Genomic DNA, 24,677 nt, shown 5'->3' with positions numbered 1-24,677 from the left:
TCAACAGGCTTGCAACTAATTTATGTCCCCATAAAACTTAAAAAGCAACGCCAACTAACACTGTTTTGACGGCGTGAAAACCCTAAAAATAAGCGAAAACGCAATTTTACAAGCCCTAAAACACGATTTATCAGTCATCGTTACCGATCAGCATTGGATAAAGAGATACCGCTCTTTAACTACTGGTAAAAATCTCAGGATAGCTCTACAGATCGATTTCAATAGGATTTATAACAGCCACTTTGTTGCTCACATATTCAGGACAGAATTGTTTTTGATCGCTGGCTTTTATCCTCACTTATGCTACAGGTTGGTTTCTTATAGACGCACTAAATTAGATCAAGGTGACAAGTATGAGAATATTTGTGATTGCAGTCATACTGGCATTTAGCGGTTTTATTGCATTTTCATACTTTATACCCAGCGGTTCTGACGAAAACGACAGTCATAGTGCGCACCAAATTGCTTTCACAAATTTGTTTAAAGACAATGTCGATGAAGGCAAGCAAGACTTCTTCTTCATTGGTACGCATTGTATGACAGTTGAAGCTGATCTTGATCTGCCTGAATATTTTACCGAGCATTATAATGAGCTTGCAGCCGCGGCCATCATTTTTTCGGTTGAAAAAGGTGTCCAAAGTCCCAAGGATCCAGCCTATATTGCTTTCAAAGAAGAACTTTTGGTAGATATTGAGGATAAAACTGCCTCATTAAACGACCAAATAGCTCAAGAAACTGATGTCATGCAGGATGCGATGCAACAAGTCGCGCTTTATGTTGATAATGACGAAAACGGATTTCGAAAATGCGTTGGTGATCGTTTGGTTGAAGAGCAATCCACAACCTCGTCTTCCTCAAATTAATACAAGATTTTTTGCAGTAATTTATGCATAGAACCTTCCAAATCAGCTAAATCTTCAACGGCCAAGATCTCTAGTCCTATAAGACCTGCGTATAATATTTGTGCACTTGTTTGCGCTGTTTTTTCATCGTGACCCAGAGCAAGAAATTGTTCTACAAGATAATTAAGCCTTTGTGCGTCAACGCGTTTTACCATCGCACCCGCTTCTTCGTTAAACTTCCCCCAATCGCGAATAGCAGCTTCAACAGATACACCGCCATAGGGTTCGCTCTTATTTCCTGTGGCAATATCGACAAGGGTTGAAAGCCTTTCCGCTGGTGAACCTTTCACCTCATTTACTTGCGCAATAATTTCCTGTGTTGCGGCTTCAAACCAGTGTTCAAGCATTTTGGTTTTTAGATCTGCGACATTGCTGAAATGCCAATAAAACGAACCTTTGCTAACACCCAAATCACGAGCGATTGCCTCAGCTTTAATAGCCTGGGGTCCCGATTTTGAAAGCGCGCGAAACGCAGCCTCAATCCAGTTTATTGATGTGAGCTTATCTTGTGTCATTCTTCCACCATACGCATACGTATTGACAAGCGCAAGAAATTATACCATACGCTACCGTATGGAAATAGAAATGGATACTGAGATGATCAATAAGACAATCGCGACCGCTGGCATTTTGTCAGCAATCCTAACCGCAATTCATATTTTGGGTGGAGGTGCAGATGTGCATGCTCCGATTTTAGCAAGCGAATTAGACCCGCTTATGAAGGGCTATTCATCGGTTTTGTGGCATGGGATTACTGCATCATTGGCGCTATGCAGTGCGATCTTGCTGCTTGCTGCGAAACGTGAACGCGAGCGTGAACTTTTGACTTGGATCGTTATCCTACAATTTGCTGCATTTGCAGCGATCTTTGCATTTTATGGGATCACGCGCTTCGGCACGTTGTTCTTAATGCCGCAATGGATTGCGTTTTTACTTATTATTGCCGTCAGCTATGTCGGTATTTACACACATCGCAAACATGTTGCGAACTAATATCCAAAATAAAAAAGCCACCCCCGAGAGCACGGGGTGGCCTTTTAAATTCTCATATGGCCCTAAAGCTTAAATCATTGCCATGCCGCCGTTCACGTGCAGCGTTTGACCTGTCACGTAGCCGGCTTCATCAGAGGCGAGATACGTGACCGCGCTTGCGATATCAGAACCTTCGCCCATCTTTTTCATTGGAACAGCACCCAAGATGCCTTCTTTTTGCTTATCGTTGAGCTTATCTGTCATTGCTGACTTGATAAACCCTGGCGCAACACAGTTCACAGTGATTCCGCGTGGTGCAACTTCTTGAGCCAGTGATTTTGAGAAACCAATAAGACCCGCTTTAGAAGCACAATAATTTGCTTGACCTGGATTGCCAGTAACACCCACAACAGATGTGATGTTGATGATACGACCAGCGCGACGACGCATCATTGGGTGCGTTAATTCGCGCGTGAGATGGAACACAGCTGTTAGATTAACGTTGAGCACATCATCCCAATTTTCATCAGACATACGAACAAACAAGCCATCGCGCGTGATCCCGGCGTTGTTGACCAGAATATCCACACCTTCCATGTCTTCTTCGGCCTTCTTACCCAATGCTTTCACTTCGTCCATATTCGACATATTTGCCGGAAGAATATGTACGCGCCCTTCCCCATTGGCACCCAATTCACCCGCGAGAGCTTCAAGTTTTTCTACACGTGTTCCATGAATACCAACAGTAGCGCCTTGCGCGTGAAGCTGTTTTGCAATTGCTTCACCCAATCCACCACTTGCACCTGTAACCAGCGCTTTACGTCCTGTTAAATCAAACATTTTGTTTCCTTTAAATTTCTTAGCCGTTCAGCTTTTCCAGAGCTGCTTCTAAATCTGATGGATTGTTGACAGCAACACCTGCCAATGAGCGATCAATGCGGCGTGCCAGACCCGTTAGAACTTTGCCTGATCCAACTTCGAATAGCGTTTCCATGCCGTTGGCACCAAACCATGCAACGCTCTCGCGCCAACGCACTTGCCCTGTGACTTGCTCAACCAACAATTTGGAAATTTCTTCAGCATCTGTCACTGGTTCTGCGCGCACATTTGCAATCACCGGAACAGATGGATTTTGCTTTTCAACACCCGCTAAAGCTTCTGCCATTGCATCCGCGGCTGGTGCCATTAAAGTTGAATGGAATGGCGCAGAAACCGGCAACATGATCGCGCGTTTCGCACCTTTATCTGATGCAAGAGCCGCCGCAGCTTCAACAGCGGCTTTGCCGCCTGAGATTACCAATTGACCACCACCATTATCATTGGCGATCTGACATGGGCCTTGTGCGGATGCTTCTGCGCAAACCGCTTCAACATCTGAATGCTCAAGTCCGATGATCGCAGCCATTGCACCCTCACCTGCAGGCACAGCTGCTTGCATGGCGTTGCCTCGGATACGCAACAGGCGTGCTGTGTCAGAGATTGAGAACATGCCAGCTGCACAAAGCGCTGAATATTCGCCCAAGGAATGACCAGCCACAAAGGCAACCGAATTTGGCAAGACAAAACCTTCTGATTCCATCACTTTGATGACCGCCATAGATACGGCCATGAGCGCAGGCTGTGCGTTTGCTGTCAATGTTAGCGTGTCTTCCGGACCTTCAAACATTGTCGCAGATAGTTTTTCACTTAAAGCGTCGTCAACCTCATCAAAAACCGCTTTAGCGACGCTGAAATTCTCAGCCCATTCTTTACCCATGCCAACTGCCTGGCTTCCTTGCCCGGGAAATGTCATTGCGATTTTAGACGCTGTAGCCATTTTCATTCATTCCTATCGGTAAAATTTTAAGATTGGCCCATGTCCACAATCTTATAGCCAATGTCAAGTTTTCCCATCAAATGAAGGCGTTTTTTGCAATTATTCCTGCTCTAAAAAACAAAAAGTTTTGGGAAATGGCATTCATAGGTATTGTCAATTACCATCCAGCGCTTATCTTGTGCAGACATACCATGAGGGAAAAATCATATGAAAATGAATAAATTGGGTCGCACTGATATCAGTGTGAGTGAGATTTGCCTTGGCACAATGACGTGGGGTGGCGATCAAAATACGGAAACTGAAGGCCATGAGCAAATGGATTATGCCGTTGAAAACGGTGTAAACTTTTTCGACACAGCTGAAATGTATTCCGTTAATCCTGTAGCTAAGCACACCCAAGGCAATTCAGAACGGTGTGTTGGTAATTGGTTCGAAAAATCGGGCAAGCGTGATCAAATCGTATTGGCCACAAAAGTTATGGGCGGAGGCATCACCTGGATCCGTGACGGTAATATTCCTTCGCGTAAAGCTGTCAGTGAAGCAGTTGAAAACAGCCTTGAACGACTAAAGACTGATTACATCGACCTTTATCAAGTTCATTGGCCATCACGCGGTTCGATCGCGTTTCGCCAAAACTGGGGCTTTGATGCTTCAAAGCAAGACAAACAGCAATCCCTTGATGAAATCCATGATACGTTGCGCGGATTAGATGATGTGGTCAAAGCTGGCAAAGTGCGGGCTATTGGTCTGTCTAACGAGACAACTTGGGGTACAATGCAATACCTTAAACTATCAGAAGAGCATGGATTGCCTCGTGTGGCGACTATTCAAAACGAATATAGTCTGCTCTACCGTCATTATGATACTGACCTTGCTGAAATGTCACATCATGAAGACATTGGCTGTTTACCCTACAGCCCTTTGGCTACGGGCATTTTAACTGGCAAGTACCGCAATGGCGTTGTTCCTGACGGATCTCGTCGTTCGATTGAAAAAACACTCGGTGGTCGCTTTACGGAACGTGCGCAAGAGGCAACAGAGGCTTATCTTGCTTTGGCCAATGAACATGGCTTGGATCCAAGCCAAATGGCGATTGCCTTCTGTAACAGCAGGTATTTTGTGCCATCAACTATCATTGGTGCAACCAAAATGGACCAGCTTGAGACATGTGTGAAAGCTGGTGGCATGACACTTTCCGCAGAAGTGCTCGAGGGAATTGAAAAAATCAATCGCGAGATGCCTTGGCCATATTAAGTTTATGGCTCTACTTATTAAAATGGCGGCGAGCTTAACACTCACCGCCTTTTTTAATAACCATCATTGTGTAAGACTGTTCAACTCATGCGCCTTTTGCGCAAATTTGAGCGGCGTTTTGAATAGCGTTTCGACCATGCGCCACATCGAAATGGCTCAAACCTGCATCAATCGATGACAATGTACCCAACAGCATATGCGCATTGAGGTGCCCCATATGCCCGATCCTGAAATAACTATTGATCTCAGGGTCTTTTGGCGCAGCCATACCCAAACCGATCCCCAATGTGAGACCGAAGTTTTCTTCCAACCATTCGCGCATTGGTGTCGCACGTTGATTTGAGATCTTCGCCGTTGTTACCGCATGGCTGCGCGAAGATGGATCGCTTACATTCATTGTGACCGCCGGTTCAGCTAAATCTGGTACATTGGCCCATGCATCAAAAGCTGCCCAAATCGCATTGGCAAAGACTTCATGTCGGCGCCAGATATTCTCTAACCCCTCCTCTTCGAAAATCATTTTGAGCGCTTCTGTTAAGCCGAACAAATGATGTGTGGGCGCTGTGCCACCATAATATTGGTAGAAAATTTCAGGATTAAGCCGTGGTTTCCAATCCCAATATGGCGAAACTTCTGTGACTTTATCCCGATAAGCTTTGGCTTTTTCGTTGGCAAAAACAAAAGCAATACCAGGCGGGGTCATTAAGCCTTTTTGGCTCGCAGCGATCATCACATCAACGCCCCATTCGTCCATTTCAAAACGATCACACCCCAATGACGCAATACAATCCACCATGAGCAAGGCGGGATGCCCCACCTCGTCCAATATTCCACGAATTTTGGTAATATCATATCGGATGGAGCTGGATGTATCGACATGCGTTGTGATTAACAGCTTGATCTCGTGAGACTTATCCGCTGCTAGAGCCTCACGCAGCTCTTGCTCATCAAAGCTCTTATGGACACCATAATCAAGCAATTGAACATCTCCGCCCAGTCGGGTTGCAACACCTGCCCAACCTTGTCCAAAGCGGCCACTGGCAAGTGCTAGAACCTTATCACCACGGTTCATGACATTTGCAAGTGATGCTTCCCAAACGCCATGCCCATTGGCAATATATATGGCGACATCACCTTTTGTCCGCGCAACACGCTTTAGATCAGCAATCACAGAATAGGTAATGTCCTCCATCAAACCACTGTAAATATTAGGTGCAGGACGATGCATCGCCTGTAGCACTCTATCGGGCATGATAGATGGACCAGGTATTGCCAACATATGTCGGCCATTTGAGAGTGTCATGAAACTACCTTGATAACAAATTGGATAAATCAGATTGTCACCTTAACGGAAATCAAGCCGATAAATAAACCCATATAATTTCGATCGAAAGATCTATTTCTGATCTAATCCAACTCAGCTTCGTACAAAAGGATATACCAACGAGATCGGATCGAAATATGACTTTATACAAAACGTCTGCCTGCCTCACTCTCTTTGCAACTGTATGCATTGGATTATCAAACCCTAGCGCCATGGCCGCCGGAGAGGAGTGCCATCTTGATCTCAATGTACGTTTTATTGAAAGCGCACCCCGTGATCGTTTTGTGATCAAAAACAATTCCACGAAAGATATTGAAATTATTTCTGCTTCTTTTGATCTTTCAAAGTCGCAGGGCAATCTGATTTTCGATACTGAAGATGGCGGAACAGGCGTTGAAGTTTTTCAAAAGTTTCGAAGCGAGAGCGAAAAGATAAAACTTGTTGCATTTCCAGATGTTAATGATGGCGATAATCAGCTCGATATTGCCTTTGAAACCTTTGCTCAGTTTGAAGAATACCAATTCAGCATAGATGTAGATGATCAGAACCTAAAATCTGATTTGGGACAGATTCGCGTGACAGGCGGGGAACTCGCCGGTGCTGAAGTGACGTTTTTAATTCGTCAAAATAATCAACACCGTCCCGTATCAGCACAATTTGATAAAACGAATTCAATGCGTGTTATAAAGAACTGCACGTAACACCCATTTTTGGCGAAAATAGATTTATCCAGTTCAATTCTGCACATCAAATTTACGTGCTTAATCGATTAGACCTTGAAAAGTTCAGTGTTATATACCAAGTGAATGCGGACATCTTGGGAACATATATACTAGTAGCCCAGTTTGAACTCTGCTAGTAAAACAGAGTTTTGAGCTTGCTGACGAAGAAGGACTTCACGAATGGGTAAATCTCACCGTATCGCAAATTGCCTAAAGGGCGCATTGATTGCCGATGCCTCAGCGCTGGGTGTTCACTGGATATATGATGTGGATCGCGTTGCTAAGATTGCCAAATCAAACGGCGGCTCCGCAAGCTTTGTTGAAGTTGATGAAGCGAACTACGAAAATACAAAAGGTTATTTTGCCCATCCGCTGCGCGTACCTGGTGCAAACACGCAGTATGGAGAAGTGACCCATCTTGCTATTGAATGTCTGTTGGGCAACCATGGTAAGTTTGATATCGAAGACTACAAGTCCCGCTTTGTTGCACACTTTGGCCCTGGCGGCACATATATTGGCTATATCGACCATGCAACGCGTGGAACACTTGAGAATATCGCGGCAGGACAAGAAGAAACCGGAACTGACGATGTACAAATGCCAGCGCTCGTTGCTTTACCAGCGGTTATTGCTCTTGATCCTTCAAATGCCGCTAACGCGACACGCGTAACCAATGACAATCCGATTTCCAACAACGCAGTGAAAGTGTTCCAGGGACTTCTAACATCTGTTCTCAATGGTGCAGAGCTTGATGATGCACTTGAAGAAGCCTCGCATATCGGCGAAGAAGAATTGTCCGAATTACTGCAAAACGCGCTTAGCACAGAAGTGACTGACAGCATCGCTTATGGTGGCGAAACAGGACGCGCTTGTTATCTTAAAAGTGCTTTGCCTCTAGGTTTTCATATCCTTAAGCACACTAATTCTTATGAAGAAGCCATTGAGATGAATAATCAATGTGCGGGTGATAATGCTGGTCGTTCAGTGTTTATTGGCGCTGTTGCTGGTGCATATTATAATGGAGTGGCCGAGCGTGGTATCCCGCAAAAGTGGATTGAAAAATATCACAATGGCGAAGAGATATTTGAAAAGTGCGATCGACTGGCCGCAATGGGCTAAAACAAAGCGATATAAAACAAAAAACCCGGACGTTGATCCGGGTTTTTATTATCTGTTTTAATCATACCTTCATGATCAAAGGCAATTGGACACATTATGCAGCAGCGCGTGCCACATGTGTAACCTGACCATTTTGGCTGGTTTTAAATTTCTCAATCAAGTTTAGCAGTTCGGTTGTGTCTTGCGCCAACACTTCGGCGGACGCTGTAGTTTGCTCAGCCATTGCCGCATTGCTTTGTGTTTGCGTATCCAACTGATTAACCGATGATGTGATAGACGCCAAAGTCATATCCTGCTCTTTTGCAGAACCAGCTATCTTTGTTACGATCTCACTTGCAGACAAAATCTGCTCAGAAATGCGAGCCAAAGCTTCACCAGTTTGACCAACCAACTCAACACCATTTTTAACTTGTGTAGATGATTGTGAAATACGCTCTTTGATCTCTTTCGCAGCATCTGCTGAACGTTGAGCCAATTCGCGAACTTCCTGTGCCACAACAGCAAAGCCTTTACCGCTTTCCCCAGCACGTGCCGCTTCCACACCTGCGTTTAGCGCAAGCAAGTTGGTTTGGAAAGCAATCTCATCAATCACACCGATGATCTTACCAATCTCATCTGATGAGTGTTCAATATCGCTCATTGCTGCGATTGCATTTTTAACAATATCATCTGAACGTGTTGTTTCATTGCTCACTGTTGAAACGCGCTCTGCTGCATCACTTGCACCATCAGCAGTTTGCTTAACAGTAACAGACAACTCTTCAATTGCGGCTGATGTTTCTTCAAGCGAAGCTGCCTGCAATTCGGTACGGTGAGCAAGATCACCAGAAGCACGCTTGATCTGCTCTTTAGATTCGCCAATTTCAAACCCTTTTGAGCTGACATTTTGCATTGCGCTATCAAGGCGAGAGATTGCATCGTTGAAGTTGTTTTTAACATCAATGTATTTTTCGCCAAGATCTTCACAACGTGTAGTTAAATCACCTTGAGCCAAACGTTCAAGCAACACACCAATTGATGAAACGAACTTCGCTTGCTCTGCGGCTTCAGCTTCTTTAACCCGTGCAGCGCTAGAACGCTGGGCTTGGAGCTCTTGATCCTGAGCCTCCTGGGTTTCGCTAAGCGCAAGACGTTCGCGAACTTTGTCCTGAAGTGCAGCCGTAGCCTGTGCCATAGAGCCCACTTCATTTTTCATTTCTGTAAACGGAACTTGAATTTCAACATTGTCCATTGAAACTTCAGCTAATGTGTCGCGAATAGTATTCAGCGGGCCTGTAATTGAGCGGATGATAAAGAATGCGACCAAAGACAGAGCAGCTAAGACAACCGCACCAAGCACAAGTTGTGTTATCAATTCTGACATGAAGACAGCATATAGATCATCAAAATAGATGCCAGTTCCAACGATGACTTCCCATGGTTTGTAGTCCATGGAATAAGAACCTTTAAGATACAAGGCACCTTCTTCACCACCTGGTTTGGCCCACATATATTCTGTACGGCCACCGCCTGACCTGGCAGTTGAAACCATATCAACGATAAATGTATTGCCGCTCTCGTCTTTGACCTCGGAGAAATCTCTTCCAACAACAGATGCCGTTGGATGGAATACGTTGACAGCTTGATAGTTAAATCCGAATAGATAACCTGCAGGCTCATATTTGATTTTGCTGATAACATCAAATGCCTGAGCTTTGGCTTCGTCTAAAGTTAACTCGCCAGCCTTCACACTTTCATTGTAAGAATCCATAATAGATAGACTGCTTTCAACCTGCGTGCGCAGCATATTATAGCGTTCATCGGTAATCGATGTCATTTTCGATTGAACCGAAAAATAAGAGATTGCGAAAAGTGCAATCATAAACCCACCGACAAGGGTGAGTAATTGTTTGGAAATTGTAAGGTTCTTCATTAGGGCGCTTTCATAGTAAGAAGACTTGAAAATTATTATTATTTAGGAAGAACGCATCATGCGAAGGAACCAGCACATCATGTGCTGCTTGCAATAGAAAAAGCTCGATAGATTGTCGGGTTCTATTTTTAAGCTTTCGGCATTGAAGTGATAGAGGAATTAGCCTTAATAAACGCTTAAATACTCCACGAAATCTGGTAGTAAATTCTTACTACTATTTTTGAGCTGATATAAATACTTGCTTGCAATCTGATCCATTCGATGTATAAGCGCATCTATTAACGATCCGGTCTTTGGCTGGTGGCTGAACGGAGGGCAGATGCCTCGCTAGTTTTAGCGGTTCATTTGCAGGTGCATGAAGTGCTCCGGCCTCCCGTGTCTCCGCTCACGATCATCGCTCAAAACGTCTTTCTTGCCTAAAGCCGCATTGCTTTACTAGATAGCTCGTTGAGGCTTAGCCGCTAAGGTCCTGATCAAAACGCAAGAAAGGTGAAGCCATATGGCTCTTTATGAACATATTTTCCTTGCACGTCAGGATTTGTCTGGCGCACAAGTGGATGAACTTATCCAAAACTACAAATCTCTTCTTGAAGAGAACGGTGGTTCTGTTGGTCGCATTGAGAACTGGGGTCTTAAATCCCTAACTTACCGCATCAAGAAAAACCGTAAAGCACATTACGCAATTTTGAACATCGAAGCGCCTGGTGCTGCGATCCACGAAATGGAACGTCAAATGCGCATTAACGAAGACATTCTTCGTTACATGACTGTATCTGTTGAAGAGCACGAAGAAGGCCCTTCTGTGATGATGCAAAAACGTGACCGTGACGACCGTGGTCGTGGTGGTGATCGCGGCGATCGTGGTGGTCGTGGCGAACGCGGTGAAAGCGGCCGTCGTCCTCGCGAAGCAGCAGCACAAGAATAGGAACTAGACCCATGGTAGATATCAATCAAATCCCATCACGTCGTCCTTTTAGCCGTCGTCGTAAAACTTGCCCATTTTCTGGTGATAATGCACCGAAAATTGATTATAAAGACGTTCGTACTTTGCAACGCTATATTTCTGAGCGCGGCAAAATCGTTCCTTCACGTATCACAGCAGTGAGCCACAAAAAACAACGCGAATTGGCAAAAGCCATTAAACGCGCACGTTTCTTGGGCCTATTGCCATACGTTGTTAAGTAATAATATTTGAGTTGGCGGCCTTTATGGCCGCCGCTCTATTTTTTTCCGTTTGTGGGGTGGGCTCATAAACGAGACTTTAAAACCCATGTTGGGGCCCGGGCATTTATCCGGAACATATTGCCTCTAACTGCCATAGTAAAATGCAGGACAGCGAAGAATGACATTGAATGCAAATTCAATATTGATTGGTTTATTAGCCGGACTTGCCAGCGCATTGTTGTTGGTGGGGGCAGGCACGCCATCTTTTCTGACCATCTTTCTTTTTGCTAGCGCGGCTCTACCCATTTTCATTGCTGGACTTGGTTGGTCTAATCAGGCGTCAATCGTCGCAGTGATTGCAGCCTTTCTTGTATTGTTATTTACTGCAACTCCTGAAGCCGCCATGACGAGCGCTGTCACAACGCTTTTACCTTCAGCATGGCTTGCGCATTTAAGCACATTAGCGCGCCCTGCAAGCGAGTTGGGTGGTCCAGAAGATCAACTTGTTTGGTATCCCCTTCCCCAGCTTATGTTGCACAGCGCAACATTTATGGTCATAGCTACGCTGATTATTGGTTGGATGATTGGTTATAACGCAAACATTGTTGATCAGATTGTTGATAATCTCATTTTGGCACTCAACCAATCCGGTGAAGGTGCGCAAGCAAGTTTTGTTTTGGCCAATCCAGAGGGTACAAAGGCAGCGCTAGCTAAACTGATCCCATTTATGCAAAGCGCAATGTGGTTGATCATTTTGTTTTCTGCCTGGTATTTTGCCACCCATATCGTTCGCTTATCCGGCCGCTCAAAACGCCCTCGTGATAACGTGCATCTGACATTACGCATGCCGCAATTGGCGCTGGTCTTTTTGGGCGTTGGGCTCGTGCTGATGTTCTTTGACGGCACGATTTCTTATATTGGCGCAGCCATTGCTGGCGCATTTGCATCCGGATTTATGATGTCTGGTCTTGCAGTACTTCACATGAAGGCTGCAGGCAAAATGTGGCGCAATGCTGCCATTTGGGGCTCATATATCGCCATCTTACTTTTCTCATTTCCAGCGGCAATCTTCGCCATTATCGGGCTTTTTGAAACTGGAAAACCAACACCTCTGCTTGTCAGCCAAAACAAAGCTGATCCGGCAGACGACAAAAATTGAATACTTAAAAAAGGAACAATGACATGAAAGTTATTCTACTAGAACGCGTTGCTAAGCTTGGCTTTATGGGCGAAGAAGTTAACGTAAAAGAAGGTTACGCACGTAACTTCCTATTGCCACAAGGCAAAGCATTGCGCGCCAATGCTGCAAACCGTGCACGTTTTGAAGCTGAAAAAGAAGCTCTTGAAGAGCGCAACAAAGAGCGTATGTCTTCCGCTGAAGAAATCGGCGCTGCATTGGGCGGTAAAAGCTTCATCGTTATTCGTTCAGCTGGTGAAACCGGTCAGCTTTACGGTTCAGTGGCATCTCGCGATGTTGTTTCAATCTTGGAAGAAAACGGCTTTAAAGTTTCACGTAGCCAAGTTGATCTAAACACACCAATTAAAACATTGGGTATTCACTCTGTTGCACTTAACCTACACGCAGATGTTCAAGTTTCTGTTGAGTTCAACATTGCACGTACACCTGATGAAGCCGAGCTACAAGCGCAAGGCGTTGACATGTCATCTGCTGATGCAATGTTTGATCTTGAAGATCAGGCTGAAGCTGATGCGGCTGCAGAAGAAGAAGCTGAAGAAGGTTCAGAAGAAGACGCAGCTGATGCAGACGTTGCAGAAGAAGCTTCTGAAGAAGACGAAGCATAAGTCTTTTACAGAACTTATAATTCAAGCCCCGTGTGAGATTTCATGCGGGGCTTTTTTCACGACTTCTAATTAGAAATATGAAGCTCGCTGAGCATCACTCATAAAACTCCAGGCAATAAGACGGCTGGTCTTCTGTCCCTGCGACATTTCGATGGTTCTGACATCAACTGCTTTTACATCATTTAGAATTTTATCAAGTGTTTTGAGATTATCTTTCTTTGATACCAATGTTGTGAACCACATACACTGATCAGCAAATTCAGCACTCTCTTTAATCATGTTGGCGATAAACTTTATCTCACCACCGGGCGCCCATAATTCAGCATTTTGCCCGCCAAAATTAAGTCGCTTAGATTTACCCTTACCAAGGTTACGCCACTTACGCTCTGTGCCTTTATTGGCTTGCTCTAAGGATGAATGAAAGGGTGGATTACACATGCTGATGTGGTAAAAATCATCGGCAATTATTACACCCTTTAAAACGTTCTGAACATTTTCTTGCAATTTCAGCCTAACTTTCAACTTGTTAGCCTTACAAATCTGCTTTGCTGATTTAATTGCGATTGGATCTATATCGACCCCAGTGAACTGCCAATTATATTCGCTATGACCTAAGAGCGGATAGACCATGCTTGCACCCGTTCCGATATCTAATACTTTGATATGACGGCCCATGGGGATTTGCCGGTTATTATTTTCAGACAATAAGTCCGCCAAATAATGAATATAATCAGCGCGTCCGGGAATCGGGGGACATAAATAATTCTCCGGAATATCCCAAAAATTTATCTGGTAATGTGTCTTTAGCAGCGCTCGATTGAGTGCACGTACCGCGTTGGCATCTTGAAAATTTATCGTTGTTTGACCACGCGGATTGAGGCTGGTGAATTGGTTAAGCTCGGGCAAATCTGCCACCAAACGCGCAAAATCGTACCCTTCATTGTGACGATTACGTGGGTGGAGATTTGTTTTGGCAACCATGAAAGAACCTTTGATACAATTGGTCAAAGCTGATCGCCAAACCATTGTCCACTCATAACTGCCTAGCTGCGATTAGTAAAATTTAAACTGCGCACGGGAATGTTAATAGCCAATCATCTGGCCATATATTACATTCAAACGATGTTTTTAAGATCAATGCCATACCTATTGCTTTCACTCTTTCTTGCTTCGCCAGCGCTGAGCGCAAGCCATGAAATTTTTTACGGCAGTTGGGGTACGCATAAGCAATGTGCACGAGAACCAATAAAGCCAGGTGGGACGGTTTTATCGGAACCATTTGTAATTGATAAACGCTGGCTCAAACAGGGTCAGCAATGGTGCGCGCTCAATTGGGGTGTGATCGAACAACGTGACAACGGCTATTTCACTGCTGCCAACGCACTATGCGGTGAAGACGCGCCGCAAAGCTATTTTCTCGGCATTGTCTTAGAAGGGAAGAACCTTACCATAAAGTGGGATTTCCCGCGATCAAGTGGACCTTTGATGCGCTGTGAAGCGAAGTAGAAATTGGTCATTGAAACTTGTTGCTATGCATCACGACGATGCGCTCCACAGACAAGTCTGAGACAACTTCTCAAAATGTTATTCGCTATCTACAAGTATGGAAAGTGCACACAAGTACAATTCATATTATACTTATATAAACAAATATAAAAATAATATATTTTCAATTAATGATCATATATATATTATTAATTCAAATAAATCTAAACTATACTTATATATTCGAATACTAACTTTATTACAAAATGGGGCCGTCATGGAACTAATGGCAAAAATTGTTTTGGGTACACTGACTTTCATTGCTGTGCCCGTTGAAACTTCATTGGCGCTTGATAGCGTGAATTATGTGCTAACAGATAAAGCGATCATTAAACTCCATTCCGATTTAAATGCTTGCGAAGCAGATGCGGAACAAATTGGCATATCGGATTATGGAACATGTTCAGAGATTCAACACATGCTAATTTCCCACTATTCAAATTATGCTGAATATCGAAAAGCCAGAGAAGCAAATTTCAAAGTTGAATGATTTTAACTAAATTTTGATCCTGCAATTAGTCTTCACCTAAAAAGATGCTTATTGAATCGTTGATATCTATGCTTTCCAATTCTCGCCCAAGTACAGAACGATACATCGGGTCCGTAAGAACAATCGCTGTTCCAGCGGTTAGGGAGATGAGATGTAAGTATAAAGATTTTGGATCCTCATCTTGACGCCACCCGCCTTCATGTGCGGCGGTAATATCTTCCCATTGCATCGAGGCAAATTTATCTATCAAGGACTTCAGATCATCAGATGCATGCCGCATAACATCCGGGTTTCGTAAGATGTGATGGTATGCTGTATTTTCTGTGGCCCAACGAATATATCCTTTCATTGTTTGCCTTAAGCGCGCAAGACCCGGTTCTAGATCGTCTGCTGATTTGCTCGCCACGATCAGACGCTCTACGCCAGCACGGGCTATTTCCCTAAGCAATTCAGCCTTATTGGCAAAGTGACGCAAGGGAGCTGCGTGACTGACATTTAGATCACGCGCAAGGCCGCGAAGGCTCAAATTTTCCAAGCCTTCTTTGTCCATAACTTCAATCGCCCTCTCTATGAGAGCATTTCGTAAGTCGCCATGGTGGTATGGCTCAGACATTGTCCACTCCAAGGGAAGAAATTTGCAATTTTGAATATCCAATGTAGCTAACGCCAACATTGAGCTTTCCCAGTGCACTGTCAAGTATTTAACGGCACCTTGCCATTTTTCACGGATGCAAAACATAATGTTGACAGCGACAACATTATGTTTTATGTAGTCACCGTAAACATTACTCACGATGCCAAGATAGACCCCTCTTTAATATGCGCGTGATGATAAAGCCCAATTGCAGGAGAAACCCCTTTGAAACAACGAGCAAACGTTTCTGATATAACTAAAGAAGCACCCGTTTTAATCGTCGGAGCGGGTCCAACGGGCCTTACCGCAGCGCTGGAACTTGCACGTCGCGAGATACCAGTTCGCATTATTGAGCGTCATGAAGGACCATCTCCATTATCACGTGCGGTTGGTATCATGCCATGGGCCATGGACATTCTTGATCAATCAGGGGCTGGGCCCATGGTCCGCAAAGCTGCACAGCCGGTATGCCGTGTTGAAGTCTGGACCGATCAGCGACAATCTATGTCTCTCTCTATGGATGTTGATCCAGATCCAAATGTAAGACTATTTTGCCTTCCGCAAAACGAAACCGAAGCCATATTGGCTAGAAAGTTGGCAGAGCGAGGTGTTGAAGTTGAATATAAGAAAACTCTCGAGCAAATCTCAGAAGAAGTAGAATTACCAATAGCGACGATTAACAGCGAGATAAGCTCACATGCCTTCATTCTCGGCGCAGACGGTGTGAGATCCACAGTGCGGGATTATCTTGGCGAAAGCATGATAGGATATGATCTGCCGAGCAAGTGGTCGATCGCTGATGTTGATGCATCCGGATGGACGGAACCGGGTGTGTTTCGCGTCTATTTGAAAAATGACGGCAATGCGGTTTTTGTAATACCTATGTCACCCAAACGTTATCGCCTTGTCGCATCTCAACCGGATGCACTGTCTGCACTACCTGTTGAAATGGATGTTGAATATCTGCACCGAGCCGGGGATTTCACTATCGGTATTCGACAAGCTGAAAGCTATGGGCGTGGGCGTATTTGGATTGCTGGAGATGCCGCGCACACACATTCGCCTGTCGGTGGCCGTGGCATGAATCTGGGCATTCAGGATGCAAATGAATGGGTGGAGCGATTGGCAATAAATCGTCTCGAACCAGAAGGTATGCAAGGGTACAGCGCATCTCGCCACGCACGAGGCCAAGAAATCATCGCGTTCACCGAAAAGGCACGTATGGGCGTCATGACGAAACCCAGTCTTACCAAAACGATGGCTCTTAAAACATTAGGAACCTTAGGTGGCTTGATGCCGATAAATCGCAAGATTGTTCGGAGAATGCTTCTTACCTAGTCGAGGTTGAATTAAGACTGATCTTCCAACCATTGAATATCCACAAAACAGTGCGCAATGGCTATTCCTGATCTAACTTTCGTCATTCCAACTTACCCCACCTTTTACACAGCCATCTCCCGCCCTTTTCGCAATTTACTTTATAAATTTATCGCTGCGCATTATATTCGCGATATGAACGATCAAACATCACAAAACCTTGAAGATATTACCCCACAAATGGCAGCAGCCATGCTGCAATTTTATGCCGAGGCGGGTGTTGTGGATTTGCTCGATGATGGTCCGGTAGATCGATATGCAGACACTGTTAAGCAGCTGGAAGAACGTAAAGCGAAAAAAGCTGCGCAAATGGATCAGATGTTATCGGCCAATAAAACACGGGCGAATAATATTCGCCCCCAAAGCAATACCCCACCTCAAGCACAACGTCCTAGCCAGCCCGCGACAACGCTAGCGGTTCCTGATCAAGCTGCGATGAAAGAGACGCAAGAGCTGGCTAAATCTGCGAATACAATTGAAGAGTTAAAGACAATTGTTACCTCCTATAAAGGCTGCAATTTATGCCATAGCGCCAAAAACACGGTGTTTGCTGATGGTAACCCTGAAGCGCCTGTGATGCTGATCGGCGAAGCGCCGGGTCGAGATGAAGATATGCACGGCATTCCTTTTGTCGGTCCGTCAGGACAACTACTTGATAAGATGCTGGCGGCAATCTCGCTGGATCGCACGTCGTGCTATATCACCAATATCATTCCCTGGCGTCCGCCCGGAAACCGCACGCCCGTGCCTCATGAAATTGAGCTTTGTCGTCCGTTCGTGGAACGGCACATTGAACTTGCGCAACCAAAGCTCTTGATCTTTATGGGAAATGTATCGACCAAAACGCTGCTTGATACCAATAAGGGTATTTTATCAATCCGTGGCAAATGGGATGAGTATAAGATTGGCGACACTTCAGTGCCTGCCATGCCTACTTTGCACCCCACTTATTTACTTAAAACCCCGGCTGCCAAGCGCAATGCCTGGCATGATCTTTTAGCCGTTCAAGCAAAGCTTTCTGAACTAGCTTAATTCATCTTCAATATGAGCTTTGATGAAATCATCAAAACTCTCATCTTGGTAAAAACCAAGTTCCAACGCGCGTTCAGGATTGAGATCAGACACCCAAGTTAGCACGATCTTCTCAATAGTTTCATCGCGTTTAAATTCAACCAAATCAGCAACGTCATCACCTGCAACATTACGCAGGCTCACAAGCATATTGTTTACCGTTGCAGATATTCCCGGCAACATGAGATTGCGATCTTCGCCCAAATCTACACTCTCAATTTCAGCCGCATGAATGATATTTTTGATAATTGTGCGTGGCGATGAGAAATAATGGCGATAATCTTCAGACACTGGGCAGATGGCTTTCTCACCCACCAATGGTTCGCGGATAATCGATGATAAAAACGATGATGCAGCGGCGTTTGGTTTACCCGGGCGTACGGTGATTGTCGGCAATCGCACCCCGCGTCCATCCACCAGACCTTTGCGAGAATAATCATTGAGCAGCAGCTCGCAGATGACCTTTTGCGTACCATAGGAACTCTGTGGTGAACGAATTGAATAATCTTCAATGGGTTGAGGCGTTTTTGCGCTGTAAACGGCAATTGAAGATGAAAACACTAAAACGGGCGGTTTGGGTAGTTGGCAGATGCGCTTTAATAAATGCAGCATGCCATCTAAATTCACCTGATACCCCAGCGCCATATCTGCTTCTGCCTGACCCGATACAATTGAGGCTAAGTGGAAAATCACATCAGTGTCGTCAGGAATACTGGCTGACACACTTTGTTCGTCCGTCATATCAAACTTGATAAAATCTACTGGAAATTCAGCCACGATTTGATTTTGAGGCGCAACCATGTCGCATAAAGTGATCTTTTCAATAGATTTTCCACGCAAAACACCATTTTTAACCAGTTTTATCGCCAATTTTTGTCCGATAAAGCCTGCTCCACCCAAGATCACAATATTCATTTCAGTACCTCAATTTTTTTCTTATTATAATCAAATAGATAATTACGAGAAGACAAAATCGCCTTTCCTAAGCAACGATTTTGATTGCGTGCGGCCGTATCATATGTCATTGGCGAAGTGCGAATAATTTTCGTAAAACAAGACCTCAGACCGTAAAAACGGCAAGAGGCACCACCCAGACATTTAAATATTTTGCCGTTTTGGCTGCCTGCATTTGGCGCGCTAGTTGTAAGAAGGAATCCCTTTATGAGAGCTCTGCTTATTCCAGTATTTGCACTTTTATTGTCGACCTTGTTCATGCAGGTGGGTGGCGGCATGGCCAGTTATCTTGTGCCGCTTCGCGCAGCTGATGAAGGTTGGCGTACGATCAATATTTCAATGATTGCTGCAGGTTTTGCATTTGCCTTTACCTTGGGCTGCATCATTGTTCCGCGCTTAGTGTTTAAGGTTGGGCATGTACGCGTATTTTGTGCGTTGACTGCGCTTATGGCGATTTCCCTTTTGCTTCACGCTGTTATTGTTGACCCAGTTGCGTGGATATTCTTCCGCGCACTTGCAGGGTTTGGTTTGTCCGGCTGCTACATGGTGATTGAAAGCTGGCTTAATGAAAAAGCGCCGAACGAAAGCCGCGGGTCGCTGTTTTCTGTCTATATGATTGTCACCATGACAGGAATGACAATGGGGCAGTTTATTGTCCCGCAAGGTGATATTGCGCAGACCACACTCTTTATCGTGTGTGCCGTTACATTCTTACTTGCACTGTTGCCAACCACACTTTCCAATGCTTCATCTCCACAGCCGCTTAATGAAGTTGAGTTTGATCTAAAGGGACTATTCACCCGCTCGCAGGTATCTGTTGTGGTTTCCGCCATTTGTGGATTTATCACTGGTTCTTGGATGAGCTTGGCACCGGTTTACTCCACCATGCAGGAACTCACCGCCACTGAAGGTGCGGTGACATTAGCAATGGCTGTTATTGGCGGTGCTGTTTTCCAATATCCGCTGGGATGGCTGTCCGATAAGATGGACCGCCGCTATGTTATGGTTTTAATTGCGGCGATTGGATCCGTTGCTTGTTTGCTTGCCATGGTATTAGGCGTTGAAGAACGCGTTATCTTTTATGGTGTGGTTATTTTAATCGGCGCATCTATCTTTCCGCTTTATTCAGTTACCATTGCGCATGCGAATGACTATTCAGCACCTGATGAATTTGTTGAAACCTCGTCGGGACTGCTCATCGTTTATGGTGTGGGTTCAATCATCGGCCCGCTTGTCGGCGCTGTTGCTATGGAAAGCATTGGGCCGCATGGCCTATTTGCGGTGATTGCGATTTGCTTTATTGCTGTTGGCGTATTTGCAGCATATCGGACTTTGCAACGCGAGCAGGCCCCCGAAGAGGAACGTATCGACTTTTTGGCAACTCCAATGGCACGTGCAGCATCGCCGCAATTATTCGAGCTGGATCCGCGTTCTGACCCGGAATGGGGTGTGACAGAAGATGAAGAAGACGAGGCAAATACTGCCGCCAACGCCTAACTCCGTTAGGTTTGGCTGCCGGTGACGCGGCGTTGTTCTTTACGCTGTAATCCAAGCTGATGTTCGCGATAGATAATAAAGATACCGGCGGCCGCAACAATTGCGGTCCCAAGCAACATCTGGCCACCTGGAATGTCGCCAAATAATACAAAGCCCAGCACAATGCCAAAAATGATGGATGTATAATCAAAAGGCGCAATGGTCGAGACGCTTGCATGACGGTAACATTCTGTCATGAGAATTTGACCAATTCCGCCCAACACCCCTGCCCCGATTAATATGCTGGCATTGTAAAAATCAAGCGGTGCCCATCCAAAAAAAGTTGTCATAGCTGCAAAAAATGACGCCATAGATGAAAAGTAGAGCACGACTGTCGGTGATTTTTCAGTTTTAACCAATGCGCGCACAAAGATGGTCGCCATTGCTGCGAACATCGTTGAGAGCACGGTCGCGATCACACCATAAAGTGCATCTTGGTCCGCTGCACCATCGAGCAAAGATATTCGCGGCCAAGAGATAATCAGCACACCTGCTAATCCCACCGCGACGGCTGCCCAACGAAATAGCCGGACTTTCTCATGCAGTAAAATCGCTGCAAATACCACGGCAAATAGCGGGGTGGCATGCCGAAGCGCAACCACGTCAGGTAAAGGCAGCTTTGTTAACCCATAAAATCCCAAGCCCATGCCGCAGCATCCAATTAACGATCGCCCTAAATGGCCAAGAGGTCTTTTCGTATGAAACGCCTCTTTTAACTGATGCCGATAGGCAAGATATGCAAAAACCGGGACCATCGCAAAAAAGGCGCGAAAGAAAATAATTTGCCCAACGGGTATGCCCTCGCCGACAAGCTTAATCATCGCAGACATGGAAACTAGAAATAAAACAGATACGACTTTTAATCCAATTCCAACGAGCACAGTCTGGCGGTTTTCAGCATCAGAATTGGTCGTTAGTTGTTGATCAGTTTTCTCAAGGGGCACGACTCACATCTCACTTTCAGAGCACCTTCTTACATTAAAAATTAACAAAGGTCCTATTCATAAGACTTATCGATTGACCGATAAATGTGATGAGTTGCTTACCAAACCAGTGCCGAGGGCTTGAAATTTGTATAAAATCAAGCCTCAATACAGCTCAAAACCCTAGGTTTTGGAATAAATGATAACGGTTCATTAGCTCTCTCGTGCCAGAAAGGTGCGGAGATTTAATAAAAATCGATTAAAAAGACACCAAATTGGGACATACGCATGCGAAGCAATACGGGACAGGTTTTCCATCTATCAGAGTATCAACCTACTGATTTCGTTTTAGAAAGAACGGATCTCACCTTCGAGCTTCACCCCACGGAAACCAAACTGATTGCGCGAACGCTTATGCACCGTCGCGAAGGTGTGGCATTGGATGCGCCTCTTGTACTCGCAGGTGATGAATTAAAATTAGAATCAGTTCAAGTCGACTCTGTTGATGTTGTAGCAGATGACCATGATGTATCCCCAGATGAGTTGACCATCCGTAATTTGCCGGAAAGTGTTGCTTTTGAGGTAACTGTTACGACGATTTTGTCACCTGAAACCAATACAAAACTCATGGGACTTTATCGCACCAATGGTGTTTATTGCACGCAATGTGAGTCTGAAGGTTTCCGCCGGATGACATATTTCTATGATCGTCCTGATGCGATGTGTGTTTACACGATCACAATTATTGCTGACAAAGAAGATACACCTGTATTGCTTTCAAACGGCAACTTCTTGGGTGGCGGCGGATATGATGAAGGCCGTCATTTTGCTGCATGGTATGATCCTCATCCAAAACCATCATATTTATTCGCGCTTGTTGGCGGTGATTTAGGTGTTATTGAAGATACATTTACAACAATGTCCGGCAAAGACGTTGTTTTAAAAATTTTCGTCGAACACGGCAAGGAATCGCGTGCTTCATATGCCATGGATGCGTTGAAACGCTCTATGAAATGGGATGAAGAGAAGTTTGGCCGCGAATATGATTTAGATATTTTCCAAATTGTTGCCGTATCTGATTTCAATATGGGCGCGATGGAAAATAAAGGCTTGAATGTCTTTAATGATAAATATGTGCTGGCAGATCCCGAAACTGCAACAGATGCTGATTACGCCAATATCGAACGCATTATCGCGCATGAATATTTCCACAACTGGACGGGCAACCGCATTACGTGCCGCGATTGGTTCCAGCTTTGTTTAAAAGAAGGGCTAACCGTTTATCGCGATCACGAGTTTTCCGCCGATGAACGTTCACGTTCTGTCATTCGTATCGATGAGATCCGCACATTAAAGCTTATCCAGTTCCCAGAAGATGCTGGCCCGCTTGCCCATCCAGTGCGTCCCGATACTTATAAAGAGATCAACAATTTCTACACAGCAACCGTTTATGAAAAAGGTTCTGAAGTTTGCCGCATGATCCGCACAATTTTAGGTGCTGAAGATTTCCGAAAAGGCATGGATCTATACTTTGAACGTCACGATGGTGATGCGGCCACGATTGAAGACTTTATCGCATGTTTTGCTGAGGTGAGCGGCAGAGATTTCAGCCAGTTTAGTCTTTGGTACGATCAAGCCGGCACGCCGAGTGTTACCGTATCAACATCTTGGGATGAAGCATCCTCAAGCTTTAAGGTGGAGCTGGAGCAAACACTTGCCCCAACACCTGGTCAGAGCAAAAAAGAAGTCATGCATATCCCATTGTCTTATGCGCTTATTGGCGAAGATGGTGAAAACTACGTCGTAGCGCCTGAAGGCAGCGATGACGGTGAAGTGCTACATTTAACTGAGCGCAAACAGACGTTTGAATTCAAAGGTCTTAAATCACGTCCAGTTTTGTCGATCAATCGCGGTTTATCAGCGCCAATTAACGTTCATATGGAACAAAGTAACGCAGATCTTGCGCATATCGCACGAAATGACACAGATGGCGTTGCGCAATGGCAAGCTTTGCAAGACTTGGCGACACGTGTTCTTATTGAAGGTACCAATGCTGTTCAAGCAGGTGGGACCGCTTCTGCAGATGAGCAATTAATTGGTGCGTTTAAAGCAATTGCGGAAAATGCGGACCTTGAACCTGCATTTAAAGCGCAAGCTTTGATGTTGCCGAGTGACGCGGATATCGCGCGCGAAATTGGCAAGAATATTGATCCTGATGCTATCGATCAGGCAATTTCGACAATTAAAGATGCGATTGCAAGCGAACTTGCTGGCATTTGCGAAACATTCATTAATGATATGAAAACCGACGGTGAGTTTGATCCTGGCGCAGAACCTGCAGGCAAACGTGCATTATCTGCCGTTGCTTTGTCTTACCTTTCACGCAATGACGGAAATGCTACGCGCGCATCTGCAGCCTATAAAGCGGCAAATAACATGACAGAACAAAGCGCTGCATTACAGATTTTAACCAGCCAGTATCCAGATGCGGACGAAACGAACGACGCACTGCAGGATTTCAAATCAAAATTTGCCGACAATCCGCTTGTCATGGATAAATGGCTCGCGCTTCAAGCAAAGATACCGGGGGAAACTGCACTTACAAAGGTAGAGGCTTTGCTTAAAGACGATGCTTATGATGCAAGTAATCCAAATCGTATTCGTTCACTGATCGGCACGTTTGCCGGAGGTAATGCAACAGGGTTTAACCGGACCGATGGCAAAGGTTATGACTTGCTTGCAGATCAAATTTTGGCAATTGATCCAAAAAACCCGCAAGTAGCGGCGCGTCTTTTGACAACAATGAGATCTTGGCGAAACTTGGAACCTGTGCGACAGGCAGCTGCGAAAGCTGCACTTGAAAAGATTGCATCAAATGACAAGTTATCAACGGATGTATCTGATATTGTTGAAAGAACACTTGCTGATTAAGCAAATCAGTTTTCATTAGGCTGATACTTTTTCACCATGAACTGAGACTTTTTAATGCGGTGCGCTTTGTGTACCGCATTTTTTTTGATCATTTAATTAAATTCTTAATAAAAAATTTACGAGTCATAACAGAAGGTTAACGACAAACATTGCCGAAGAGTGGCGAGAGCCACTAGACACAAGGAATCCGCTCTGATTCATTAGGGTAGATTCGGGTGTTAGGGATGT

24 protein-coding genes are annotated in these 24,677 nt (G+C 44.9%); 15 read left to right on the top strand and 9 right to left on the bottom strand.

The features are described from left to right. The first annotated feature begins 353 nt into the window (after positions 1-353). Positions 354-863 (top strand): hypothetical protein, encoded by a 510-nt coding sequence (locus tag ACZ1GZ_RS07865; protein ID WP_472667954.1) that lies wholly within the window; start codon positions 354-356, stop codon positions 861-863. Here the strand turns inward: ACZ1GZ_RS07865 and ACZ1GZ_RS07860 are convergent. Beyond that, positions 860-1,417 carry a TetR/AcrR family transcriptional regulator gene (locus ACZ1GZ_RS07860; protein ID WP_472667953.1) on the bottom strand — a complete coding sequence of 186 codons (558 nt, stop codon included), beginning with the start codon at positions 1,415-1,417 and terminating at the stop codon, positions 860-862. The two genes, ACZ1GZ_RS07865 and ACZ1GZ_RS07860, sit on opposite strands and share 4 nt — an antisense overlap. Before the next feature lie 70 nt (positions 1,418-1,487). Between ACZ1GZ_RS07860 and ACZ1GZ_RS07855 the strand changes: the two genes are divergently transcribed. After that, positions 1,488-1,895: a hypothetical protein gene (locus ACZ1GZ_RS07855; RefSeq protein WP_472667952.1), complete on the top strand. Its 408-nt coding sequence runs from the start codon at positions 1,488-1,490 to the stop codon at positions 1,893-1,895. 69 nt (positions 1,896-1,964) lie between these two features. Here the strand turns inward: ACZ1GZ_RS07855 and fabG are convergent, their stop codons facing one another. Both fabG and fabD read right to left on the bottom strand, forming a co-directional pair. Then, entirely contained in the window at positions 1,965-2,714 is a 750-nt protein-coding gene (gene fabG / locus ACZ1GZ_RS07850) for a 3-oxoacyl-[acyl-carrier-protein] reductase (RefSeq protein WP_472667951.1), read from the bottom strand. A 19-nt stretch (positions 2,715-2,733) separates the two neighbouring features. After that, positions 2,734-3,690, bottom strand: coding sequence for an ACP S-malonyltransferase (fabD, locus tag ACZ1GZ_RS07845; RefSeq protein WP_472667950.1), 957 nt, complete (start codon positions 3,688-3,690; stop codon positions 2,734-2,736). Between the two features lie 207 nt (positions 3,691-3,897). Here fabD and ACZ1GZ_RS07840 point away from each other — a divergent pair, with 207 nt between their 5' ends. After that, positions 3,898-4,944 (top strand): aldo/keto reductase, encoded by a 1,047-nt coding sequence (locus tag ACZ1GZ_RS07840; protein ID WP_472667949.1) that lies wholly within the window; start codon positions 3,898-3,900, stop codon positions 4,942-4,944. An 85-nt stretch (positions 4,945-5,029) separates the two neighbouring features. Here ACZ1GZ_RS07840 and ACZ1GZ_RS07835 read toward each other — a convergent pair whose 3' ends face one another. Then, positions 5,030-6,247, bottom strand: a complete 1,218-nt coding sequence (locus ACZ1GZ_RS07835) for a pyridoxal-phosphate-dependent aminotransferase family protein (protein ID WP_472667948.1) — start codon at positions 6,245-6,247, stop codon at positions 5,030-5,032. Positions 6,248-6,405: 158 nt separating this feature from the next. Here ACZ1GZ_RS07835 and ACZ1GZ_RS07830 point away from each other — a divergent pair, with 158 nt between their 5' ends. Then, positions 6,406-6,969, top strand: coding sequence for a hypothetical protein (locus ACZ1GZ_RS07830; protein WP_472667947.1), 564 nt, complete (start codon positions 6,406-6,408; stop codon positions 6,967-6,969). Between the two features lie 201 nt (positions 6,970-7,170). Then, on the top strand, positions 7,171-8,109 hold the full coding sequence (locus ACZ1GZ_RS07825; protein ID WP_472667946.1) for an ADP-ribosylglycohydrolase family protein: 939 nt from the start codon (positions 7,171-7,173) through the stop codon (positions 8,107-8,109). A 94-nt stretch (positions 8,110-8,203) separates the two neighbouring features. Here the strand turns inward: ACZ1GZ_RS07825 and ACZ1GZ_RS07820 are convergent, their stop codons facing one another. Continuing rightward, a complete protein-coding gene (locus ACZ1GZ_RS07820) occupies positions 8,204-10,021 on the bottom strand; it encodes a methyl-accepting chemotaxis protein (protein ID WP_472667945.1) in 1,818 nt (605 codons plus the stop codon). A gap of 499 nt (positions 10,022-10,520) precedes the next feature. Between ACZ1GZ_RS07820 and rpsF the strand changes: the two genes are divergently transcribed. The 4 genes from rpsF (at position 10,521) to rplI (ending at position 12,988) form a co-directional block, all read left to right on the top strand. Further along, complete coding sequence (gene rpsF, locus ACZ1GZ_RS07815) at positions 10,521-10,946, top strand: 30S ribosomal protein S6 (protein ID WP_472667944.1); 426 nt, start codon at positions 10,521-10,523, stop codon at positions 10,944-10,946. Between the two features lie 11 nt (positions 10,947-10,957). Continuing rightward, complete coding sequence (gene rpsR / locus ACZ1GZ_RS07810) at positions 10,958-11,206, top strand: 30S ribosomal protein S18 (protein WP_472667943.1); 249 nt, start codon at positions 10,958-10,960, stop codon at positions 11,204-11,206. A 157-nt stretch (positions 11,207-11,363) separates the two neighbouring features. Then, positions 11,364-12,344, top strand: coding sequence for a DUF2232 domain-containing protein (locus tag ACZ1GZ_RS07805; RefSeq protein WP_472667942.1), 981 nt, complete (start codon positions 11,364-11,366; stop codon positions 12,342-12,344). 23 nt (positions 12,345-12,367) lie between these two features. After that, positions 12,368-12,988 carry a 50S ribosomal protein L9 gene (gene rplI, locus ACZ1GZ_RS07800; protein ID WP_472667941.1) on the top strand — a complete coding sequence of 207 codons (621 nt, stop codon included), beginning with the start codon at positions 12,368-12,370 and terminating at the stop codon, positions 12,986-12,988. A gap of 69 nt (positions 12,989-13,057) precedes the next feature. On the opposite strand, the gene rlmF is transcribed toward rplI, so the two are convergent. Then, entirely contained in the window at positions 13,058-14,014 is a 957-nt protein-coding gene (rlmF, locus tag ACZ1GZ_RS07795) for a 23S rRNA (adenine(1618)-N(6))-methyltransferase RlmF (RefSeq protein ID WP_472667940.1), read from the bottom strand. Positions 14,015-14,068: 54 nt separating this feature from the next. Here rlmF and ACZ1GZ_RS07790 point away from each other — a divergent pair, with 54 nt between their 5' ends. Both ACZ1GZ_RS07790 and ACZ1GZ_RS07785 read left to right on the top strand, forming a co-directional pair. Further along, positions 14,069-14,494 carry a hypothetical protein gene (locus ACZ1GZ_RS07790; RefSeq protein ID WP_472667939.1) on the top strand — a complete coding sequence of 142 codons (426 nt, stop codon included), beginning with the start codon at positions 14,069-14,071 and terminating at the stop codon, positions 14,492-14,494. 256 nt (positions 14,495-14,750) lie between these two features. After that, positions 14,751-15,023 carry a hypothetical protein gene (locus ACZ1GZ_RS07785; protein ID WP_472667938.1) on the top strand — a complete coding sequence of 91 codons (273 nt, stop codon included), beginning with the start codon at positions 14,751-14,753 and terminating at the stop codon, positions 15,021-15,023. A gap of 25 nt (positions 15,024-15,048) precedes the next feature. On the opposite strand, the gene ACZ1GZ_RS07780 is transcribed toward ACZ1GZ_RS07785, so the two are convergent. Continuing rightward, positions 15,049-15,636 carry a TetR/AcrR family transcriptional regulator gene (locus ACZ1GZ_RS07780; RefSeq protein WP_472667937.1) on the bottom strand — a complete coding sequence of 196 codons (588 nt, stop codon included), beginning with the start codon at positions 15,634-15,636 and terminating at the stop codon, positions 15,049-15,051. Positions 15,637-15,882: 246 nt separating this feature from the next. On the opposite strand from ACZ1GZ_RS07780, the gene ACZ1GZ_RS07775 reads away from it, so the two are divergent. After that, positions 15,883-16,995 carry an FAD-dependent oxidoreductase gene (locus ACZ1GZ_RS07775; protein WP_472667936.1) on the top strand — a complete coding sequence of 371 codons (1,113 nt, stop codon included), beginning with the start codon at positions 15,883-15,885 and terminating at the stop codon, positions 16,993-16,995. Between the two features lie 57 nt (positions 16,996-17,052). Continuing rightward, entirely contained in the window at positions 17,053-18,066 is a 1,014-nt protein-coding gene (locus ACZ1GZ_RS07770) for a uracil-DNA glycosylase (RefSeq protein ID WP_472667935.1), read from the top strand. Here ACZ1GZ_RS07770 and denD read toward each other — a convergent pair. Next, the gene (gene denD, locus ACZ1GZ_RS07765; protein ID WP_472667934.1) at positions 18,058-19,020 is read right to left on the bottom strand and encodes a D-erythronate dehydrogenase; all 963 of its coding nucleotides are present in this window, start codon (positions 19,018-19,020) and stop codon (positions 18,058-18,060) included. The two genes, ACZ1GZ_RS07770 and denD, sit on opposite strands and share 9 nt — an antisense overlap. Before the next feature lie 246 nt (positions 19,021-19,266). Here denD and ACZ1GZ_RS07760 point away from each other — a divergent pair, with 246 nt between their 5' ends. After that, positions 19,267-20,556 carry an MFS transporter gene (locus tag ACZ1GZ_RS07760; RefSeq protein WP_472667933.1) on the top strand — a complete coding sequence of 430 codons (1,290 nt, stop codon included), beginning with the start codon at positions 19,267-19,269 and terminating at the stop codon, positions 20,554-20,556. 5 nt (positions 20,557-20,561) lie between these two features. Here the strand turns inward: ACZ1GZ_RS07760 and ACZ1GZ_RS07755 are convergent, their stop codons facing one another. After that, positions 20,562-21,476 (bottom strand): DMT family transporter, encoded by a 915-nt coding sequence (locus ACZ1GZ_RS07755; RefSeq protein WP_472668258.1) that lies wholly within the window; start codon positions 21,474-21,476, stop codon positions 20,562-20,564. Between the two features lie 330 nt (positions 21,477-21,806). On the opposite strand from ACZ1GZ_RS07755, the gene pepN reads away from it, so the two are divergent. After that, on the top strand, positions 21,807-24,449 hold the full coding sequence (pepN, locus tag ACZ1GZ_RS07750; RefSeq protein WP_472667932.1) for an aminopeptidase N: 2,643 nt from the start codon (positions 21,807-21,809) through the stop codon (positions 24,447-24,449). Positions 24,450-24,677 lie beyond the last annotated feature (228 nt).

The sequence above is a fragment of the Lentilitoribacter sp. JB5-8 genome (genome assembly GCF_055693385.1).
The sequence above is the reverse complement of the archived record's forward strand: the minus strand, read 5'-3'. Positions and strand labels throughout refer to the sequence as shown.

Bases quoted from the DNA above. Each gene is read 5' to 3' on its own strand.
- ACZ1GZ_RS07865 (WP_472667954.1), top strand. From the start codon at position 354: ATGAGAATATTTGTGATTGCAGTCATACTGGCATTTAGCGGTTTTATT.
- ACZ1GZ_RS07860 (WP_472667953.1), bottom strand. From the start codon at position 1,417: ATGACACAAGATAAGCTCACATCAATAAACTGGATTGAGGCTGCGTTT.
- ACZ1GZ_RS07855 (WP_472667952.1), top strand. From the start codon at position 1,488: ATGGATACTGAGATGATCAATAAGACAATCGCGACCGCTGGCATTTTG.
- fabG (WP_472667951.1), bottom strand. From the start codon at position 2,714: ATGTTTGATTTAACAGGACGTAAAGCGCTGGTTACAGGTGCAAGTGGT.
- fabD (WP_472667950.1), bottom strand. From the start codon at position 3,690: ATGGCTACAGCGTCTAAAATCGCAATGACATTTCCCGGGCAAGGAAGC.
- ACZ1GZ_RS07840 (WP_472667949.1), top strand. From the start codon at position 3,898: ATGAAAATGAATAAATTGGGTCGCACTGATATCAGTGTGAGTGAGATT.
- ACZ1GZ_RS07835 (WP_472667948.1), bottom strand. From the start codon at position 6,247: ATGACACTCTCAAATGGCCGACATATGTTGGCAATACCTGGTCCATCT.
- ACZ1GZ_RS07830 (WP_472667947.1), top strand. From the start codon at position 6,406: ATGACTTTATACAAAACGTCTGCCTGCCTCACTCTCTTTGCAACTGTA.
- ACZ1GZ_RS07825 (WP_472667946.1), top strand. From the start codon at position 7,171: ATGGGTAAATCTCACCGTATCGCAAATTGCCTAAAGGGCGCATTGATT.
- ACZ1GZ_RS07820 (WP_472667945.1), bottom strand. From the start codon at position 10,021: ATGAAGAACCTTACAATTTCCAAACAATTACTCACCCTTGTCGGTGGG.
- rpsF (WP_472667944.1), top strand. From the start codon at position 10,521: ATGGCTCTTTATGAACATATTTTCCTTGCACGTCAGGATTTGTCTGGC.
- rpsR (WP_472667943.1), top strand. From the start codon at position 10,958: ATGGTAGATATCAATCAAATCCCATCACGTCGTCCTTTTAGCCGTCGT.
- ACZ1GZ_RS07805 (WP_472667942.1), top strand. From the start codon at position 11,364: ATGACATTGAATGCAAATTCAATATTGATTGGTTTATTAGCCGGACTT.
- rplI (WP_472667941.1), top strand. From the start codon at position 12,368: ATGAAAGTTATTCTACTAGAACGCGTTGCTAAGCTTGGCTTTATGGGC.
- rlmF (WP_472667940.1), bottom strand. From the start codon at position 14,014: ATGGTTTGGCGATCAGCTTTGACCAATTGTATCAAAGGTTCTTTCATG.
- ACZ1GZ_RS07790 (WP_472667939.1), top strand. From the start codon at position 14,069: ATGTTAATAGCCAATCATCTGGCCATATATTACATTCAAACGATGTTT.
- ACZ1GZ_RS07785 (WP_472667938.1), top strand. From the start codon at position 14,751: ATGGAACTAATGGCAAAAATTGTTTTGGGTACACTGACTTTCATTGCT.
- ACZ1GZ_RS07780 (WP_472667937.1), bottom strand. From the start codon at position 15,636: ATGTCTGAGCCATACCACCATGGCGACTTACGAAATGCTCTCATAGAG.
- ACZ1GZ_RS07770 (WP_472667935.1), top strand. From the start codon at position 17,053: ATGGCTATTCCTGATCTAACTTTCGTCATTCCAACTTACCCCACCTTT.
- denD (WP_472667934.1), bottom strand. From the start codon at position 19,020: ATGAATATTGTGATCTTGGGTGGAGCAGGCTTTATCGGACAAAAATTG.
- ACZ1GZ_RS07760 (WP_472667933.1), top strand. From the start codon at position 19,267: ATGAGAGCTCTGCTTATTCCAGTATTTGCACTTTTATTGTCGACCTTG.
- pepN (WP_472667932.1), top strand. From the start codon at position 21,807: ATGCGAAGCAATACGGGACAGGTTTTCCATCTATCAGAGTATCAACCT.